At 73.4% G+C, this 18,493-nt stretch carries 15 protein-coding genes; 2 read left to right on the top strand and 13 right to left on the bottom strand.

Annotated elements, in window-relative coordinates:
* Window positions 1–136 precede the first annotated feature (136 nt).
* Window positions 137–1,195 (bottom strand): ornithine cyclodeaminase family protein, encoded by a 1,059-nt coding sequence (locus tag AB0399_RS15410; protein ID WP_366411604.1) that lies wholly within the window; start codon window positions 1,193–1,195, stop codon window positions 137–139.
* Window positions 1,192–1,947: a helix-turn-helix domain-containing protein gene (locus tag AB0399_RS15405; RefSeq protein WP_366411603.1), complete on the bottom strand. Its 756-nt coding sequence runs from the start codon at window positions 1,945–1,947 to the stop codon at window positions 1,192–1,194. Before AB0399_RS15405 ends, AB0399_RS15410 begins: the two co-directional genes overlap by 4 nt.
* Window positions 1,948–2,198: 251 nt before the next feature.
* On the opposite strand from AB0399_RS15405, the gene AB0399_RS15400 reads away from it, so the two are divergent.
* Window positions 2,199–3,542, top strand: a complete 1,344-nt coding sequence (locus AB0399_RS15400; RefSeq protein WP_366411602.1) for an amidohydrolase family protein — start codon at window positions 2,199–2,201, stop codon at window positions 3,540–3,542.
* Complete coding sequence (locus AB0399_RS15395; protein WP_329373350.1) at window positions 3,539–4,603, top strand: membrane dipeptidase; 1,065 nt, start codon at window positions 3,539–3,541, stop codon at window positions 4,601–4,603. Before AB0399_RS15400 ends, AB0399_RS15395 begins: the two co-directional genes overlap by 4 nt.
* Window positions 4,604–4,637: 34 nt before the next feature.
* Here the strand turns inward: AB0399_RS15395 and AB0399_RS15390 are convergent, their stop codons facing one another.
* From AB0399_RS15390 to AB0399_RS15340, 11 genes are all read right to left on the bottom strand, one after another.
* Complete coding sequence (locus AB0399_RS15390; protein WP_329373348.1) at window positions 4,638–5,573, bottom strand: LysR family transcriptional regulator; 936 nt, start codon at window positions 5,571–5,573, stop codon at window positions 4,638–4,640.
* Window positions 5,574–5,736: 163 nt separating this feature from the next.
* Window positions 5,737–6,501, bottom strand: coding sequence for an SDR family oxidoreductase (locus AB0399_RS15385; protein ID WP_366411601.1), 765 nt, complete (start codon window positions 6,499–6,501; stop codon window positions 5,737–5,739).
* Window positions 6,498–7,256, bottom strand: coding sequence for an SDR family oxidoreductase (locus AB0399_RS15380; protein WP_366411600.1), 759 nt, complete (start codon window positions 7,254–7,256; stop codon window positions 6,498–6,500). Before AB0399_RS15380 ends, AB0399_RS15385 begins: the two co-directional genes overlap by 4 nt.
* Window positions 7,253–8,161: an SMP-30/gluconolactonase/LRE family protein gene (locus tag AB0399_RS15375; protein WP_329373342.1), complete on the bottom strand. Its 909-nt coding sequence runs from the start codon at window positions 8,159–8,161 to the stop codon at window positions 7,253–7,255. Before AB0399_RS15375 ends, AB0399_RS15380 begins: the two co-directional genes overlap by 4 nt.
* Complete coding sequence (locus AB0399_RS15370; protein ID WP_366411599.1) at window positions 8,158–9,687, bottom strand: altronate dehydratase family protein; 1,530 nt, start codon at window positions 9,685–9,687, stop codon at window positions 8,158–8,160. Before AB0399_RS15370 ends, AB0399_RS15375 begins: the two co-directional genes overlap by 4 nt.
* Window positions 9,688–9,915: 228 nt before the next feature.
* Window positions 9,916–11,016 (bottom strand): ABC transporter permease, encoded by a 1,101-nt coding sequence (locus tag AB0399_RS15365; protein WP_366411598.1) that lies wholly within the window; start codon window positions 11,014–11,016, stop codon window positions 9,916–9,918.
* Entirely contained in the window at window positions 11,009–12,013 is a 1,005-nt protein-coding gene (locus AB0399_RS15360; protein WP_366411597.1) for a sugar ABC transporter substrate-binding protein, read from the bottom strand. Before AB0399_RS15360 ends, AB0399_RS15365 begins: the two co-directional genes overlap by 8 nt.
* Window positions 12,010–13,101 carry an ABC transporter permease gene (locus tag AB0399_RS15355; protein ID WP_366411596.1) on the bottom strand — a complete coding sequence of 364 codons (1,092 nt, stop codon included), beginning with the start codon at window positions 13,099–13,101 and terminating at the stop codon, window positions 12,010–12,012. The genes AB0399_RS15360 and AB0399_RS15355 overlap by 4 nt, the downstream gene beginning before the upstream one ends.
* Complete coding sequence (locus tag AB0399_RS15350; protein ID WP_366411595.1) at window positions 13,098–14,603, bottom strand: sugar ABC transporter ATP-binding protein; 1,506 nt, start codon at window positions 14,601–14,603, stop codon at window positions 13,098–13,100. The genes AB0399_RS15355 and AB0399_RS15350 overlap by 4 nt, the downstream gene beginning before the upstream one ends.
* Window positions 14,604–15,091: 488 nt before the next feature.
* Window positions 15,092–16,615 carry an altronate dehydratase family protein gene (locus tag AB0399_RS15345; protein ID WP_366411594.1) on the bottom strand — a complete coding sequence of 508 codons (1,524 nt, stop codon included), beginning with the start codon at window positions 16,613–16,615 and terminating at the stop codon, window positions 15,092–15,094.
* 468 nt (window positions 16,616–17,083) lie between these two features.
* Window positions 17,084–18,478, bottom strand: a complete 1,395-nt coding sequence (locus tag AB0399_RS15340; RefSeq protein ID WP_366411593.1) for a ricin-type beta-trefoil lectin domain protein — start codon at window positions 18,476–18,478, stop codon at window positions 17,084–17,086.
* Window positions 18,479–18,493 lie beyond the last annotated feature (15 nt).

Genomic DNA, 18,493 nt, shown 5'->3' with positions numbered 1-18,493 from the left:
GCGGACCGGGCGGACCGGGCCGGGCGGACCGGGCTGCGTGGACCGGGTTGCGTGGACCGGGCCGGGCGGCGCCCGGGAGTTACGGCCGGCGAGGTGCCGAACGTGGCAGCGACGGTGTCGCCCTCGAAGCCGACGCCTACGAAGCCGACGTCATCGACGGTGAGGCGCCCGGCGGCCCTCCGCGCGCAGCGGCTCCCGCACTCCCGCGACGCGCCAGGTGGGCGTCGTGCGCCACGCGGGCGGCTGCCACGTCGAGGGCGGCGTGCCCGGTGGACTTGAACAAGGTCAGCTCGGTGGCGTCGCGGCGGCCCGGGCGCGAGCCGCTGAGCACGGCGCCGAGGAGGGTGAGCCGGGACGGGTCGACGCCCTGGAGTTCGTGGGCGCCGGCCGGGGGCGGGGCGGCGGCCGCGCCGTCCCACTCGGCGAACAGGAGCGCGTCCCGGACGGTGGCCGAGTCGACCTCAGGACCGCCCGAGCCGCCGACGGAACTGACGTGGGCACCGGGCCGCAGCCACGCGCGGTCCACGACGGGCTCGCGGGCCGCGGTGCAGCACAGGACGGCGTCGGCGCCGCGGACCGCCGACTCGACGCAGGGCGCGGCCACGACGCCGTGCCGGGCGGCCAGCGCGCGGGTGCGGTCCGGATCGCGCCCGGCCACGGTGACGGTCGGCGCGGCGCCGTCCGGCCAGGGGAGGCGACGGGTCGGGAGGTCGCCCTCGGGCGCGCCGAGGACGGCGGTCAGCAGGGTGAGTTGGGCGTCCGCCTGGGCGCCCGTGCCGATCACCGTGACCTGCTCGGTGCCCGGCCGGGCCAGGGCCAGCAGGGCGGCGGTCGCGGTGGCCGCGGTACGCAGGGCGGTCAGCGGTTCGGCGTCGACCAGGGTGAGCAGGCGCCCGTCCGTCTCGTCGAACAGGGCGACGACGCCTTGGTGCGCGGTGCGCCCGGGGTGGGCCGGGTCGTCGAAGACGGTGACCAGCTTGGCAGCCAGCCCGAGGCCGGGGACGTGGGCGGGCATCGCACCGAGCAGGCCGTGCGGCCCGAAGGCGGCTATACGGGGCGGCGCGGAGACGGCCCCCGCGGCGATCGCGGCCAGGGCGGCGCCGACGGCGTCCAGCAGCCGCAGCGGGTCGAGCGCGGCCACGGTGGCGTCGTGGCCGAGGACGGCGGGCCCGGACTCCCGCTCCCCCGCGGTCATGCCGCGCCCCCCGGTACGCCCAGAGCGGCGGCCAACTCCTCGACCGCCGCACGCAGTTCGTCCCGCAGCCGGGAGAGGTTCGGCTCCTCGAACTCCGGAGTCGGCCCGACCAGGGTCAGCGCGCACAGCGGCCGGCCGTCCGGGGTGAGGACGGCGCGGCTGACGGACGCCACCATCCGCTGGGTGCGGCCGATCTGCACGCCCCAGCCGGTGCGGGCCGTATGGTCCAGGTCGGCGAGCAGACCGTCGGGGCCCTCCAGGGGATGGCCCGCGGCGGCGGCCGCCGCCAGGTAGGGGGCGCGGGTCCGCTCGTCCATGGCGGCGACCAGGGCCAGCGGACCGGCGAACCGGTGCACCGGCAGGAGTTCGTCGCGCAGGTCGCTGATCATCTCCAGCCGTGCCGGGCGGACCACGTCGACCACACGGGACCGGTCCTCCTCGGGGACCTGGAGGTTGACCATCGTCGCGGTGGCCGCGGACAGCCGCTCCAGTACCGGCCGGGCGATGCCGACCAGGGAGTGCGCGGCGGTCGCCCGCGAGAGCTGGAGCACGACGGTGCCCGGCAGGTAGCGGTCGCCGATGCGCATCACCCAGCCGCGGCGGACCAGGTCGGCCAGCACCCGGTGGGCGGTGGGACGTTGCAGGCCGAGGGGGTCGGCGATCTCGCTGAGCCGCAGCGGGCGGCCGGACCGGGCGACCGCTTCCACCAGGTCCAGGGCCTTGTCCACGGCGGAGTTGCCGGACGCGGGCACGGAGCGGTCCTCTCGTTGTCGGCGCCGGGCGCCGCGTTGCCGGCACCGGGCGGCCCGGACGGGTCCGCGGACGCCCGCGCGCTCCGCGCCGGCGGAGGTCGCCGGACGCGCGGGGCGCCTCGGCCTCCCCGGCGGCTCGCGGGCGGGTCCGCCACCCCGTCCGAGGGGCGGGTAGGGTGGCCGCTGTTCCGACCAACGGATCACCTGTTGCAAGCAATGTAACAGTCCGGGCCTGGAGGGAGAACCGACCCATGAGTGACGAGCCCGTCGCCGCCCCGACGCCTTTCGCCCCGGCGCCGGCCGGCACCGTGGTGCTCTACCGTGGCGCGACCCTCGTCGACGGCACCGGCGAGGCCGGCCGCCCCGGGACCACGATCGTGGTCGACGGCGAGCGGATCGTACGGGTCGCCGCCGACGCCGAGGTCGACCCCGCCGACTTCCGCGACGCCGAAGTCGTGGACGTGACGGGCGCGTTCGTCCTGCCCGGCCTGATCGACTCGCACCAGCACCTGGCGACACCGCCCAACCGCCCGGTCGCCGAGGCCGTGTTGCGCCGCGACCTGTTCGGCGGCGTGACCACGGCCCGCGACATGGCCGACGACCTGCGCCAGGTCGGCGACCTGGCCCGCGCCTCCCGGGTCGGCGAGATCCCCGCCCCGGACCTGTACTACGCCGCGCTGATGGCCGGCCCGACCTTCTTCGACGACCGGCGGACCTGGCAGGTCTCCCAGGGCGCGATACCGGGCCGGAACCCGTGGATGCAGGCGGTGGACGAGGACACCGACCTTCCGCTCGCCGTCGCCATGGCGCGCGGCACCTCCGCCACCGCGATCAAGATCTACGCGGACCTGCCGGCGGACCGGGTCGCCGCCATCACGGCGCAGGCGCACCGGCAGGGGCTCCTGGTCTGGGCGCACGCCGCCGTGTTCCCGGCGAAGCCGGGCGAGGTGGTCGCCGCCGGAGTCGACAGCATCTCGCACGCGAGCCTGCTGGTCCACGAGGCCGCAGAGGGACCGCTGATCCGCTACCGGACCAAGCCGCCGGTGGACGCGGCCCGGTTCGAGCGGGGCGACGACCCGGCGATCGAGGCCCTGTTCGGGATGATGCGCGCCCGGGGCACGATCCTGGACGCCACCGCGTCGATGTGGGGCAGGATCGCGGCCGAGGCCGGCGACGCCGCGGAACCACGCGAGCGCGCCCTCGCCAACGACGCCGTCACCGCCGCGATCACCGCCCAGGCCCACCGGGCCGGTGTGGAGATCTCCACCGGCACCGACAGCGACCCGGACCCCGCCTCGGCCTGGCCGCCCCTGCACGACGAGTTGGTCCACCTCCACGAGCGGTGCGGCATGACGCCCCTTCAGGTCATCCGCAGCGCCACCCTGATCGGCGCGCGCAGCCTCGGAGCCGAGCACGAGCGCGGCACCGTCGAGGAGGGCAAGATCGCCGACCTGGTCATCCTCGGCGCCGACCCGGCGGCCGACCTGGCCGCCGCCCTGCGCAGCGTCCGCACGGTCGTCAAGCGCGGCCGCCCGCACCACCGTGCGGACTTCGTCGAGCCGGCCCCCGCCACGGGAACGGCGGTGGCGAAGTGAGCACCCGCACCCCGCTGATCGTCAACGCCCTCGGCGAACTGCAGAACCCGAACGCGTCCGCGGAGACCGCCGGGTCCCTGGTCCAGAGCAGCAGCGACATCCGCGTCGACGAACGCACCGTCGCCGACGCCCGCGCCTCGGGGCTGACCGCCGTGAACATCACGCTCGGCTACACCATCGGCGACATGGAGCCCTACCCGCACACCCTCGCCGAGATCGAGGTGTGGGACGGCATCCTCCGCGACCACCGGGCGGACCTGCTCAAGGTGCTCACCGCACGGGACATCCTCCGCGCCCGCGAGGAGGGCCGGATCGGCGTGGTCTACGGGTTCCAGAACGCGGTGGCCATCGGCCGTGACCTGGACCGGGTGGCGGAGTTCGCCCGCCTCGGCGTCCGGGTCGTGCAGCTGACCTACAACCAGGCGAACCACATCGGCGACGGCTCCATGGCACCGCAGAACCGCGGGCTCAGCCCCTTCGGACGGGAGGTCGTCGAACGGCTGGGCGAGCACCGGCTGATGGTCGATCTCTCCCACAGCGGCGAGAACACCTGCCTGGAGGCGGCCCGGATCGCCGGCGCGCCGGTCTCGATCAACCACACCGGCTGCCGGGCGCTGTGCGACCTGCCGCGCAACAAGACCGACGAGGAACTGCGCCTGGTCGCCGAGCGCGGCGGCTTCGTCGGGATCTACTTCATGCCCTTCCTCGCCGCCTCCGGCCACCCCACCGCCGACGACGTGGTCGAGCACCTGGTCCACGCGGTGAACGTGTGCGGCGAGGAGGCGGTCGGCATCGGCACCGACGGGCCGGTGACCGCGATCGACGACCTCGACGGCTACCGGGCCACGCTGGCCGAGCACGTGGCGGAGCGCCGCCGCGCCGGGGTCGGCGCGGCCGGGGAACGCGCCGACACCTTCCCCTTCGTGGTGGACCTGCGCGGCGTCGACCAGTTCCGCAGGCTCATCGGGTTGCTGGAGCGGCGCGGCTGGTCCGAGGAGCGCATCGCCCGGGTCATGGGCGGCAACTTCGTCCGCTACGCCGAGCGGATCTGGGGAAGCTGACCGCACGTCGGTTCCGCGCGCCGACCGCGACGGCTCACGCCTCGGCGTGCAGCGGCCGTACGCCCGCGGGCAGCGGTGTGTGCTCCTGGGCGTGCAGGAAGGCGCAGACGGCCGCGTTGCTGGAACGCCGCCGGGTCCAGAACAGGGCGACGTCGCGGTGCGCGGTGGGCGACTTGATCCGGCGGACCGCGAGCCCGTCGACCGGCGTGGTCTGCACGGCGAGTTGGTTGATGACGCCGATGCCGAACGCGGAGCGGACCAGGGCGACGAGAGTCGCGGGGTGGTCGGTGAGGTAGGCGACGTCCGCCTTCGACTCGTACTCCCCGAGCATGTGCCGCAGGTCGAAGCCGCCGCCCTCCTCCTCCGAACCGGCCGGGTTGCCGATCAGCGGCCGGGACAGGATGTCGTCGATGCCGATCAGGGGTTCCGCGGCGAGCGGATCGCTGTCGCGCATCACCGCGACGATGTCCTCCCGCCAGATCGTGCGGTGGCACAGCGTGGGTTCACGCATCTTCGGCAGCGTGGGCCGGAACGCGATGTCGACGACACCGGTCGCGACGGCCTCCTCCAAGGTGGCCGCCGTCCCCTCCCACAGCTCCACGGTGAGCCCGGGGCACTCGGACTTCAGGACCTGCAGCAGCGCCGGCAGATAGGTGGAACTCACCGACGGGTAACTGGCGACGGTGAGGTGCGCGACGAACTGGTCCTGCGTGCTGCGGGCGGCGTCCACACCGCGCTGCAACTCCTGGAGCGCCGCCTGGGCGTGCCCGTAGAAGAGCTCTCCGGCCGGGGTGGTGCAGATCGGGCGGGCCTTGCGGTCGAAGAGCGAGACGCCCAGGGCGTGTTCCAGCGCGGCTATGTGCGCGCTCACCCGCGACTGCGAGAGGTGCAGGGTGTGCGTCGCGGTACCGAATCCCCCTCGGTCGGCGACCGCGAGGAAACTGCGCAGCCACGCCGTCTGCAGAGACATCGCGTCGCGCGTCACCATGGTTCCCTGTTCTGACGGGAGACCATCGTCGCCGGTGGAAAGGGTCACTGGAGTTCCTTTCGTGTGCGGGCCAAGCTACCCCCGCCGACGCCGACGCCTCTAGGGATGTGCTCGCGGACAGCCGGGCCGGGCCGGGCCGGAGCCGTCAGGCCGCGGTGAGGCCGCCGTCGATGATCAGCGCGGTCCCGTTGATGAAGCGGCCCTCGGGTCCCGCGACGAACGCGATAGTGGCCGCGACCTCCTCGGGCGAGCCGAGCCGCCCGTCCAACTGCCGGGCGGCCATGGCCTGCCGGGCCGCGGCCGGGTCGGGTGCGTTCGCCACCATCGTGTCGACCCACTCCGTCGCCACGGTGCCGGGGCAGATCGCCACGCACCGGATGCCGTCCTTGGCGTGGTCGACCGCGATGGCCCGGGTGAGGCCGACCAGCCCCGCCTTGGAGGCGCAGTACGCGGCCCGCCGCGGCAGGCCCACCTGGCCGGCGACCGAGGCGACGTTGACGATCACCCCGCCGCCGCTGTCGAGCATCAGCGGCAGCATCGCGCGGGCGGTCAGGAACGGCCCGGTGAGATTGACCGACAGCACGCGGTCCCAGTCCTCGTCGCTGGTCTCCAGCACCGTGGCGGCCAGGCCGATGCCCGCCACGTTGACCAGCAGGGCGGGTGCGCCGCGGGTGACGGCGACTTCACGGGTGACCGAGCCGACCTCGTCCGGGTTGCGCAGGTCGGCGGGGAACGCCCGCGCCGCGCCGCCCGCGTCCTCGATCTCCGCGCGGGTCCGGGCCAGGCCGTCCCGGTCGACGTCCATCAGCGCCAGGTCGTATCCCGCCTGCGCCAGCCGGTGCGCGGTGACCCGGCCGATGCCGGAGGCCGCGCCGGTGACCACCGCGACCCGCGGGCGCGCGGCGCTCACGTGTACGCCAATCCGGGCAGCGCGCCGTCCATGGCGTAGCCGCCGTCGACGTCGAGGCAGGCGCCCGTGGTGAAGCACGCCTCGTCGGACGCCAGGTAGCAGATCGCCGCCGCGATCCACTCGGGCGGTGCGATGCCCAGGGGCACCCGGGAGGCCAGTGCCCGCTCCACGTCGGGCGTGTAGATCGGCGCGCTCATGCCGGTGCGCACCGGCCCGGGCCGCACGCAGTTGACGGTGACGCCGTGCGGCGCGAGTTCGGAGGCCATCGTGCGCGTCATCGCTTCGAGGCCGCCCTTGGTCGCGGTGTACGGGGCGGCGCTCGGTTCGGAGACCACCGCGTGCACCGACGAGACGTTGACGATGCGGCCGCGGACGTCCGCCTCGACCATCATCCGGGCGACGGCCTGGGCGAGGAAGAACGTGCCGGTGAGGTTGACCGCCATGACGCGGTCCCAGTCGGCGCGGCGCACGTCGAGGAACGGTGCGATGTGCAGGACGCCCGCCACGTTGGCGAGCACGTCGACCCGCTCGTAGCCCTCGCGCAGGGTGGCGGTCAGCACGTCGGCGGCGTCCTCGTCGGCGATGTCGAGGCCGAGGGTGCGCAACCGGTCGGTGCCGGCTTCCGGCCAGGGCTCGTCATGGCGCAGGTCCACGGCGAGCACGCGGGCGCCTTCGGCCAGCAGCCGGACGGCGGTGGCGCGGCCGATGCCGGAGTTGGCACCGGTGACGACCGCGACTTTGTCGGTGAATCTCATTGATCGCCTGCTTCTTCGGTTTCTTCGATCGTGAGGGCGGTGGTGAAGACGTGTCCGGGCAGCCCGGGTGTGGTGGCCTCGCGGCGCAGCACGGCGCCGGACAGCGGCCACTGCCGGAGCTGGTCGTCGGTGAGGCCGTGCGAGGCGGAGGTGATGTACATCGTGCGCAGGCCGGGGCCGCCGAAGGCGACGCTGGTGGGCCGCAGCACCGGCAGCGCGACGCTCTCGCGGACCGATCCGTCCGGGGCGAAACGGGTGAGGTGGGCGCCGTCCCAGAACGCGCACCACACGTCGCCGGCCGCGTCGACCCGGAGCCCGTCGGGGACGCCGTCCAGGCCGGTCGTGTCGGCGAAGACCTCGCGCTCGCCGATCGAGCCGTCGGCGAGGTCGAAGCGGTAGGCGTGAATGCGGTGCTGCCGGGAGTCGACGAAGTACATCCGCCGGCCGTCGGGCGACCAGTCGATGCCGTTGGAGCAGTGGAAGCCCTCGTCGGCCGTGCGGTAGGTGCCGTCGCCGTCGAGCCGGTAGAGCCGTCCGTCCGGGCCGGACTCGCTGTCCTCCAGCGACCCGGTCCAGAAGCGTCCGGTCGGGTCCACGCCTCCGTCGTTGAAGCGGCACGACGGGCGGTCCGCCTCCGGGTCGGCCAGCAGCCGCCGCCGTCCGGTGCGCACCTCGACGAGGTGCCAGCCGTCGCGCAGGCCCGCGACCAGGACGCCGGGGTCCTCGGTGAGCCCGAGGCAGCCGACCTGCACGCCCAGCCGCAGGACGTGCGGGGCGTCGTCGCCCTCCGTCCGGCTGAGGATCTCCCCGGCCACGATGTCCACCCAGTACAGCGTGCGGGTCCGGGCGTCCCACAGCGGCCCTTCCCCCAACCGGTACCGACCGGGCGAGAAAACGTCCGTCACAGTACGGCTCCCATCCGCCAGGGCGCGATCTCCTCCGCGCCGAAACCGAGTTCCTCGGACTTGCTCGACCGTCCCGACGCGGTGTCCACCAGCAGCTCGAACAAGCGGGTGCCGTGGCGGACCTGCTCCGCGTGCGACAGGGCGGGTCCCGCGTCGAAGTCGACGTCGCCCGTCATGTGCCGGAACAGCCGGGTGGTCGTGCTGATCTTCACGCAGGGCACCGGGCGGGAGCCGAACAGCGAGCCCCGACCGGTGGTGAACGCCAGCAGGTTGGCGCCGCCGGCAACCATGCCGGTCGCCGACACCGGGTCGTACCCGGGGGTGTCCATGAAGGTCAGGCCGGGTGCGGTGACCGGCTCGGCGTAGTCCACCACCGCGTTGAGCGGGCTGGTGCCGGCCTTCAGCACCGCGCCGAGCGACTTCTCCCAGATGGTGGTGATACCGCCCGCGCGGTTGCCGGCGGACGGGTTGTCGTCCAGTGCGGCGCCGTTGCGGCGGGTGTACTCCTGCCACCAGCGCAGCAGTTCGTCGATGCGCCCGGCCAGCTCCGGCGTGGCCGCGCGGTCTTTCAGCAGGTGCTCGGCGCCGTGGATCTCGGGTGTCTCACCGAGCACGACCCGGCCGCCGGCGGCCACCAGCAGATCGGCGGCCACGCCCAGGGTCGGATTGGCGGTCAGGCCCGAGTAGGCGTCGCTGCCGCCGCACTGCAGGCCGAGGACCAGCTCGGACACCGGGATCGGCTCGCGCCGCGGCCGCGCCGTCCGGTCCGCCAGGCGGGCGATCCGGCGCAGTCCCTCGGCCACCGCGGCGGCGGTGCCGCCGTGGTCCCGGATCGTCAACTCCTCGACGGGGGCGGCCCCGAGGCCGCTCTCCACCTGGCCGGCCTCGCCCCCCAGCCCGACCAGCAGGACGCCGGCGATGTTCGCGTGGGCGGCGTAGCCGTGCAGGGTCCGGCGCAGGATGTCCGCGCCGGGGCCACCGTCCGGCGTGTCGCGGCCCAGGTCGTGGGTGAGGGCCACGACTCCGTCGAGGCCGGCCCGGCCCGCGTGCGCCGCGCCCGCCGCCTGGGCGACGAGCCGTGCCACGGTCGCCGACGACCCGGTGGCCGGCAGCACGGCGAGGTAGTTGCGGGTGGCGGCCCGCCCGTCCGGGCGCCGGAAGCCGAGGAAGTGCTCGCGGGTGGGCGCCGCGGGCGGCTGCCACCCGGCCGTCGCCGCACCGCGTGCGGACGAGGCGGCCGGCTCCCGCCCCACCCCCATGTTGTGCAGGTGCACATGGTCCCCGGGCGCGATGTCCGCCGTGGCGTGGCCGATCGTCTCGGCGTACTTGCGCACCGCGGCGCCGCGCGCGATCGCCTTCAGCGCGATCTTGTGGCCGGCCGGGATGTCGCCGCGTGCGGGCACGGCGCCGGTGTCGACGGCGACTTCCGTGCCCGCGGCGACGTCCGCCAGGACGAGCCCCACGTTGTCGGGACCGGGACGGGCGACGAGCGGAGTGACCAACTGCTGGTGTGGATCGTCAATCACCCGGAATCCAATCGCACACGTCCGTGCCGGCTTCCTGCCGGCCGGTTGCGGACAAGGAACAATGAGGGACCGGAGTACGGCCGCGGCCGTAGTCCCGATCATAGGGAGCGGTTCTCCGTGCCGACAGCGCGTCCGGCGGAAGAGCGTCATCCGGTATGCGGATCGGCCGGCCGAAGGCGGCGTCGGGAGAAGGCGGCCGCGGGAGCACCCGGCCCACCGTCCCGCCGGTCAGGCGGCGGCCGTCCGCGGCCGCACCCAGCGGGCGAGGCCGTCGGCACTGGCGGCCAGGAAGATGAGCGCGCCGGTCACCATCTGCTGGTCGTAGGAGGCCAGTCCCAGCAGACTCATCCCGTTGGAGAGGAACCCGAGGAACAGCACCCCTGTCGCGGTGCGCAGCAGGCTCCCCCGGCCGCCGAACAGGCTGGTCCCGCCCAGCACGACTCCGCCCACGACGTTGAGCAGCAAGGGGCTGCCCATACTCGCGCCGGCCCCGGCCAGTTCGGAGGTCAGGACGACGCCCGCCAGCGCCGAGAACAGGCCCGCCACCGCGTAGACGCCGACCTTCACCCGGCCGACGCTGACGCCGTTGACACGGGCGACCTCCTCGCTGGCGCCCAGCAGGATGACGCGGCGTCCCCAGGCCGTACGGGTCAAGGCGATCTGCGCGCACACGTACAGCCCGAGCGTCATCCACACCGCGTACGGCACGCCGCCGGGACCGTCGATGCTGAAGTCGATGAATCCGGCCGGCACGGGGGCGATGGTCCTGCCGTGGCTGAGCAGCGTGGTGCCGCCGCTGACGACGTACAGCGCGGCGAGGGTGACCGCGAACGGCACGACGGGCAGCCTGGCGACGAGCAGGCCCACCAGTGCCCCGATGCCGGCGCCGACCAGGAGCGCGAACGCGATGCCCGCCGGGACGCTGTGGACGGTGGTGATGACCCAGGCGCCCGCGACACCGCTCGCCCCGATCACGCTCCCGGTGGACAGGTCGATGCCCCCGGTGAGGATGACGAAGGTCGCCCCGATGGCCGCGATCGCGACCACGGTCGACTGGCTGAACACGTTGATGATGTTCGAGGACGTCAGCAGCCCGTCGGTGGTCACGCTCAGCACGACGATCAGCACGGCGAGGGCCGGCAGCATCGACAGGTCCGCGAACCATGCGGGCCGGCGGACCGGATCGCGCAGCCGGGCCAGGGGCGCCGGTCGCGGTCGGGCGCCTACGCCTGCGTCGGCGTCGGTGTCGGTGTCGGTGTCGGTGTCGATTGCCGGGGTCACGGGGGCGGACGCGTGCGCCGGGTCCTCACCGGTCCTGGAGCTAGCCACCACAACCCCAGACCCGGGACTCGGTGGCCGCGCGGTTGGCCTGGTCGAGGGTGACGCCGGCGCTGCGGACCGTCCTGGGCACGACGTCCTTGCCGGCCAGCGCCGTGGTGATCGACGTGACGGCCTCCTTGCCGAACTGGTCGACGCGGGTGGCGATGTCGGCGTCCAGGGTCTTGTCGCGGATGGCCTTGCAGCCGTTCTGGTCGCCGTCGATCGTCACGAGGAAGACGTGTTGGGGGTCGCCGACCGGTGCCAGCCGCTTGGCGGTGGTCAGTGCCGACTGCACGGACGGCAGGAGGAAGTCCGAGGGGACGAAGACCGCGTTGATGCCGGGGTTCTTCTGCAGCGCGTTCGAGGTGCCGTCCAGCGCCTGGGACGGGTCCCAGTTGGTGGGCACCTGGCTCACCACGGTCACCTTCGGGTTGCCCTTGAGGGTGTCGCCGAACCCGTCCCGGCGGCCGATCGCGTTCTGGTCGGTCAGCGCGCCCACCAGTTCGAGGACCTTCAGCGGCTTGGTCCTGGCCGCCGCGATGAACTCGTCCGCCGCCAACTCGCCGTCGGCCTTGGGGTCTCCGGTGATCTGGAAGGAGATGTCCTGCTCGTCGGCGACCGCCCGGTCGATGGTGACGAAGGGGACGTGGCGGGCCTTGGCCAGGCTGATCGAGGAGGCGATCTGCTTGCCGTCCTGGGCGATGACGATCAGGGCGTCGACCCGGCGGGTCTGGATCAGGTCCTGGATCTGCGACGCCTGCTTCTGGGCGTCCTGGTCGGCGACGTCGAAGACCACCTTGTAGCCGGCCGAGGCGGCCGCCTTCTGGATGGCCGACTTCTCCGACGTGCGGACCGCGTTGAGCAGGTCGAAGCTGACCCCGATCGTGCCGTGGCCCTTTCCTGACGCCGCTCCCGAGCCGGACGTGGAGGTAGGGCCGCAGGCCGCGAGTGCCAGGGTCGCCATGGCGGCCACGGCCGCGCATCGGGCAACGGGGTACCGTCTCATCTGAACTCCTTCATCATGGTTGCGCCGGCTTCCGCCGGCTCGGTCCGGCCCCTGCCCCACGGAGCGCCACCGGCCGGCGCGACCGCCCGGACCAGCTCCCGCCACCGCACCGCGGCCGCCAGAACGGCGACGAGCAGCACCGCGCCCCGCACGATGTCGAAGACGTAGGGCGAGGCTCCCGAGAACACCAGGCCGGTCTGCGCGGTGGTGAGGACGAGCGCGCCCAGCACGGTGCCGGTGACGCTCCCCCGGCCGCCGAACAGGCTGGTGCCGCCGAGGACCACGGCGGTGACGACGGTCAGTTCGTACCCCTGGCCGATGGACGGCTGCACCGCGCCGAGGCGGCCGGTCTGGGTCAGGGAGGCGAGCGCGGCCAGCAGTCCGGCCAGCGCGTACGCCCCGACGGTGACCCGCCGCACGGGAAGGCCCGCGTGCACGGCCGCCTCCCGATGGGAGCCCACCGCCTGGAGGTACCTGCCGAACACGGTGCGGCTGAAGAGCAGTCCCCCGCCGACGGCCGTGCCCGCCGCCAGCCATACCGGCACGGGGACGCCGAGCGCGGTCGCCGTGCCGATCCCGCGCAGGTTCGCCGGCAGGGTGATGTTCTGCTGGCCGGTGATGTGCCCGCCCGCGCCGCGGAAGACCTGGAGCGTGGCGAGGGTGACGACCAGGGCCGGCACCCGGGTCGTCGCGACCGCGGCGCCGTTGACCAGCCCCATGCCCACGCCGGCCGCCGCGACCGCGAGGAAGACCAGGCCGGCCGGTCCGCCGGACAGGGCGTCGCTGGACTCGATGGCGGCCGCCAGGAAGAGCATCGAGCCGACGGACAGGTCGATGCCCGCCGTGATGATCACGTAGGTGGCGCCGACGGCGGCTATGGTCAACGGGCTCGCCTGGACGGCGATGTTGCGGAAGTTCGCGGTGCCGGCGAAACCGCCGTAGGACACGGACAGCGCGGCCAGCAGGACCAGGAGGACGGGCAGCAGCGGCTGCCGCCGCACACCGGCGAGAAGAGCGTCGCGGACGTAGCGGACATCGCGGATGTCGCGGATGTCCCGGACGTCGCGGACCCGGGTGGCCGGCTTCATCGCCCGCCTCCCGTGGCGAGCCGGATGACCGCTTCCTGGGTGGCCTGCGAGCGGTCCAGGACACCGGCCAGGGCGCCGTCGTACATGACCCCGACGCGGTGGCTGAGGCCGAGCACCTCCTCCATCTCCGAACTGATCAGCAGGATCGCGGAACCGGCGCGGGCCAGGTCGACGAGCAGGCGGTGGATCTCCGCCTTCGCGCCCACGTCGATGCCCCGGGTCGGCTCGTCCAGGATGATCAGCCGGGGCCTGCCGGCCAGCCACTTGCCGATCACGACCTTCTGCTGGTTTCCCCCGCTCAGCGAACGGCCGCCTGACTCCAGCCCGCCGCGCGCGACCAGCCGCACCTTGGCGGCGAGTTCCCCGGTGAGACGGCGTTCCGCGCCGCTCCTGAGCCAACCGCCCCACCGGGAGGCGGACACCGAGCCGAGCACGACGTTGGACAGGCTCTCCCGGATGGGGCGGTCGAGGAACAGCCCCTCGTGCGCCCGGTCCTCGGTGACGAACGCCATTCCGGCCGCTATCGCGGCCCGCACGTCGCCACGGCGCAGCGGTTTTCCGTCGACCTCGATCCGCCCCGCCTTGCCGCCGAGCCCGAAGACGGCCCGGGCGACCTCGGTGCGGCCGGAGCCCATGAGTCCCGCCAGTCCGAAGATCTCCCCCTGGGCGATGTCGAACGAGATCCCGTGCACCCGCGCGTTGTCGTCCAGATCCCGTACCGACAGCATGACGTCGGGCCGGGGCCGTGGAAGAGCCGGATGTCCCCGGGCCAGTTCGCGGCCCACCATGAGCGATTCGAGGGTGGTCCGGTCCAGTTCAGCCGTCGGCCGGTCGCCGACGACGCGTCCGTCCCGCATCACGACCACCCGCCCGCTGAGCCTGGCGATCTCCTCCAGGTAGTGGGAGATGTAGAGCACCGCCACTCCGTCGTCGCGCAGTTGCTCGACGATCCGCATCACCAGCTCGCGCTCGTCGAGGTTCAGCGAGGCGGTCGGCTCGTCGAAGACGACGGCGCGCGGGTCGGCGGCGAGCGCCTTGGCGATCTCGACGAGTTGGCGCTGCCCGGCGGCCAGGTCCCGCACCACCGCGTCGGGGCCGAAGCGGGCTCCGACCCGCTGGAGGAGGGGGGCCGCGATCCGCCGCAGCCGCCCTGGCCGTACGACCGGCGACCGCCCGGTGCGAAGCCGCCCGATGAGGATGTTCTCGGCGACCGTCAGGTCCGGGAAGAGGCTGGTCTCCTGGTGGACGGTGGCCACACCGGAGTGCCTGGCGCCGCCCGTGCCGGCTGCGGGCCCGGCCCCGCCGAACTCGACCCGTCCGGCGTCGGGCCGCAGGATGCCGCCGATGAGGTTCTTCACCGTGGACTTGCCCGCGCCGTTCTCCCCGGCCAGCGCGACGACCTCGCCGCCGGAGACGGTGAAGGACACGTCCTGGACCGCGGCGACGCCACCGAACGACTTCGACACGTTGCGCACCGCGAGCGTCGGCGCCCGGCCGGTCATCCTCGGCTCGCAATCCCGGCGATCGGGGTTGCCCGCGCCGGCGACGCGCAGCCCGCCGTCGCGTCAGCCGGGCAAGCGGTGCCCGGCTGCGATGTGCCGATCCGCCCCCAGTGCTCAGACATGCTTCCTCCGTGGAGTTCCGGTCCTGTGTACGTCGGCGGGCTCGCGTCCTTCCGCCGTCGCGCTCTCGTGCATGCCGAAGGGAATGGCAGGGGACGGCCCTTGGTACCGCTCTTCTCCCGGCGTCGAATTCCCGCTCGTCAGGATGCGATCGACGCTAGGCCCCGGGGTCGCGGGTGTGAAGTTCGTGTTTCAGCAGGCGTCAATCCGTTAACCGGATAGCCGCCCTGCCCACCGCCGTCGCCAAGCGGCGGGCATGCCTTTGCACCGCGCCGCGGAGGCCGACGGTTCGCTATTCCGGCGATTCGCGCGGGGCGGGGCAGAACAGGGCAGGGAAGGTCAGGACAGGAAGGGTCAGCGAGTGGCGGTCACAGCACCGCGCCCATCCGCCACGGCGTGATCTCCTCGGCGCCGAAGCCGAGTTGCTCCGCCGTGGTCGGGTGTCCGGACGCGGTGTCCACGAGGGCCTCGAACAGCAGCCGGCCGTGTGTCACGTGTTCCGGGCGGGCCGTCGCCCGTCCACCGTCGAAGTCGATGTCGCCGCTCATGGCCTGGTAGAGCCCGGTGGTGGTGCTGATCCGTACGCACGGGGTCGGGCGGGAGCCGAACAGCGAGCCGCTGCCGGTGACGGAGGCGAGCACCGTCGCTCCCCCGGCGACCATGCCCGTCGCCGAGACCGGGCCGTGCCCGGGGGTGTCCATGAGCGTCAGCCCTGCTCCGGTCACCGGATCTGCGTACCCGACGACGTGCTCCACCGGGGCGGTGCCGGCCTTCAGTACGGCGGCCAGCGACTTCTCGCCGAGCGTGGTGATGCCGCCGGCCCGGTCCTCCCGCGTGGGTTCGCCGTGCGGGCCGGCGCCTTCGCGGGCGGCGTACTCCCGCCACCACGCGAGGAGTTCCTCGATACGGACGGCGACGCCGGAGGTCGCGGCCCGGCGGCGCAGAAGGTGCCCGGCGCCGTGCAGGGCGGGTGTCTCGCCGAGGACCACCCGCCCGCCCGCGGCCACCAGCAGATCGGCGGCGACGCCCACCGCCGGGTTCGCGGTGATCCCGGACCAGGCGTCGCCGTCGCCGGACTGCAGTCCCAGGGTGAGTTCGGCCAGCGCAACGGGTTCCCGGCGCAATGTCCTTACCTCGGCGACGAGTTCGGCGACCTGGGCGAGGGCCGCCCGCACCGCCGCCGCGGTGCCGCCGACGTCCTGGATGGTCACGGTGGTGTCCGCCACGTCGCCGAGGGCGTTCCCGGGCTGGTTGATCTCGCAGCCGAGGCTGACCACAACCGCCCCCACCACGTTGGGATGCGTGGCGTATCCGTGCAGTGTGCGGCGCAACAGGCCGTCGCCCGGGGTCCCTTCGGCCATCCCGCAGCCCAGGTCGTGGGCGAGCGCGATGACGCCGTCCAGGCCGGGCACGCCGGCGTGTTCGCGTTGCGCGGCCTGCGCGACCATCCGGGCCACGGTGGCCGAGCAGTTCACGGTGGGCACGATCGCGATGTAGTTGCGGGTCGCGCCCCGGCCGTCGGGGCGGCGGTAGCCGAGGAAGTGGTCGCGGGTCGGGGCGGCCGGCGGGGACCAGGCCGGCGGGGCGGACCACCCGCGCTCACCGGGGTGGTCCTGGCCGGGCCCGAGGTTGTGCAGATGGACGTGGTCGCCGGGTCTGATGCCGGTCAGCGCCACCCCGATGACCTCGCCGTGCCTGCGGACCGGCTGTCCGGCGGCGACCACGCGCACCGCCACCTTGTGTCCGGCCGGGATGTCCGTGGCGGCCGGGACCGTCGTGCCCCCGACCATGACGGGAGCGCCGCCCGGCGCGTCGCCGAGGACCACTCCGACGTCGTCGACGTCCGGGCGCAGGACCAGCGGCCGGACCGGGGTGAGGGCCTCCCCGTTCATACCGTGGCCTGCCGGGCGGTACCGATCGCCGGGTGCGGCATTTCCCCGAGCCTTTCGGCAACGTGCCGGGCCCCGGCGCGCGTGACGCGCATTCCCTTTGCGGAGCGGTCGTTCAGGAAGCGGTCGGGGCCCGGAGGGGGCCCCGGGGAGCGAGTCGTCATGTCACCGACGGTAAATTCCCGTTCCGGAAAACCCAAGTGCGAGAATCGGCAGGCGTCCATCCGGATTTCGGATCTTTCCTCCGGCGAAACGGGCGCCTTACGGAAACGGGCCGGCGGTTTCGTGATTCTCCCGGCGGCGGGCTTCTCCCGTTGGCGGTTCGCCCGGGCGGCGGATCGCCCGGGCGGCGGTTCGCCCAGCGGTTCGCCCGGGCGGCGGTTCGCGGGAATGCCCGCCGCCGGTCACGGTGACGGTTCCCGTGGCCGGCGGCGCGCGTACGCGGTGGCGGTCCCTGCCTGTAGGGCCTGCCTACAGGGTCTGCCACTTCTGGTTGTCGCCGTTGCCGCAGGACCAGAGCTGGACGTTCTGCTCGCTGTACAGGTCCGCGTCCAGGCAGAGCTTGGAGCCGGCGTTGCGGATCGTCCCGTCGGAGAACTGGTACCACTGCTGCCCGGCCCCGCCCTGGCAGTCGTCGATGACCACATGGGTGCCGTTGGTCGTACCGGAACCCGCGGCGGCCAGGCACTTCGTCCCGCCGTACACGGTGATCGTCCCGTCGGAGTGCCGGGTCCACTGCTGGTTGTCACCGCTGCCGCAGGTCGTGACCTGGACCTGGACGCCGTCGGCCTGCGACGCGCCGGGCACGTCGAGGCACGCGTCGTAGCCGACGTTCTGCAGCCGGGTGGTGTCCGAACTCGGCGTGCCCCAGGCGTACTTGAGACGGTTGACGGCGGTGGGGTTCGGCGTCCACAGCGGCAGGTTCTGGGTGCTGCCGCTGTCGAAGCCGCTGAAGAGCCGGAGGATGTTCAGCGAGTCGTGGTCCGGGCTCGTGGTCCTGCCGCCGATGCCGTGGCACCAGATGGCACCGAGGTTGTACTCGCGTATGACGTCGGTGATGGCCCGCAGGAACGCGACTTCCTTGGGGGTGGTGGCGCTCGGAGTGGCGTCGTAGTCGATGCCGTTGTCGGCGTCGGCGCCGAACTCCTCGATGACGGTGCGCGAGGGGCAGTTCCCCATGTACGTCTTGATGTCGTTGACCCAGTCGTCGTAGCTCCGCGCGCCGTAGGGGAAGGCGTAGCGGTGCATCGCGAGGTAGACGCCGTCGAAGCGGGAGTCACCGCACAGCGGTCGCAGGTCGCTGCCCCAGCCGCCCGAGTCGGCCTCGGCGCCCTCGATGAACATCCGGTTCCTGGGCAGGCCGTTGGCGCTCTCGCGGGCGATCCAGTTGGCGGCGAAGTCCAGCCACTGGGCGGTGGTGAAGCCGACCGGCTCGTTCATCGGGTCGAAGTAGACCAGCGGGTTGGACAGGTACTTGGCGACCTCCGTGTCCCACATCTGGTTCCAGGTGGGCAGGTAGCTGTCGGCGATCTTGTTGCTGCCGTCCTCGGACCAGTAGCACAGGATGACCTTGAAGCCCTTGGCGGTCGCGGCGTCGATGACGGCGTCGTAGGTGTGCCAGTCGGCGGTGGCCGGGTTCATCGGCAGCCGGACGGTGTTGGCGCCCAGCGTGCTCTGGAACGTGGCGAACATCGCGTCGGCCTTGCTCCTGGCCGAGTTGTAGTCGTCGTCCGCGGACAGTCCCTGCAGCACGAGCCGGTCGGGGGTGAAGTTATCGCCGAGGCGGGACCAGTGCACGCCGTGGAACTGGCTGGGGTCGAGGCCGCTGTCGGCGGCGGCGGCCGGGGATGCGGTGGACAGCGTCATGAGCGGCACCGTAGC

It is taken from the genome of Streptomyces sp. NPDC088194 (assembly GCF_040702025.1).
Taxonomy (GTDB): Bacteria; Actinomycetota; Actinomycetes; order Streptomycetales; family Streptomycetaceae; genus Actinacidiphila.
This window is presented reverse-complemented; position numbering and strand designations above follow the sequence as displayed.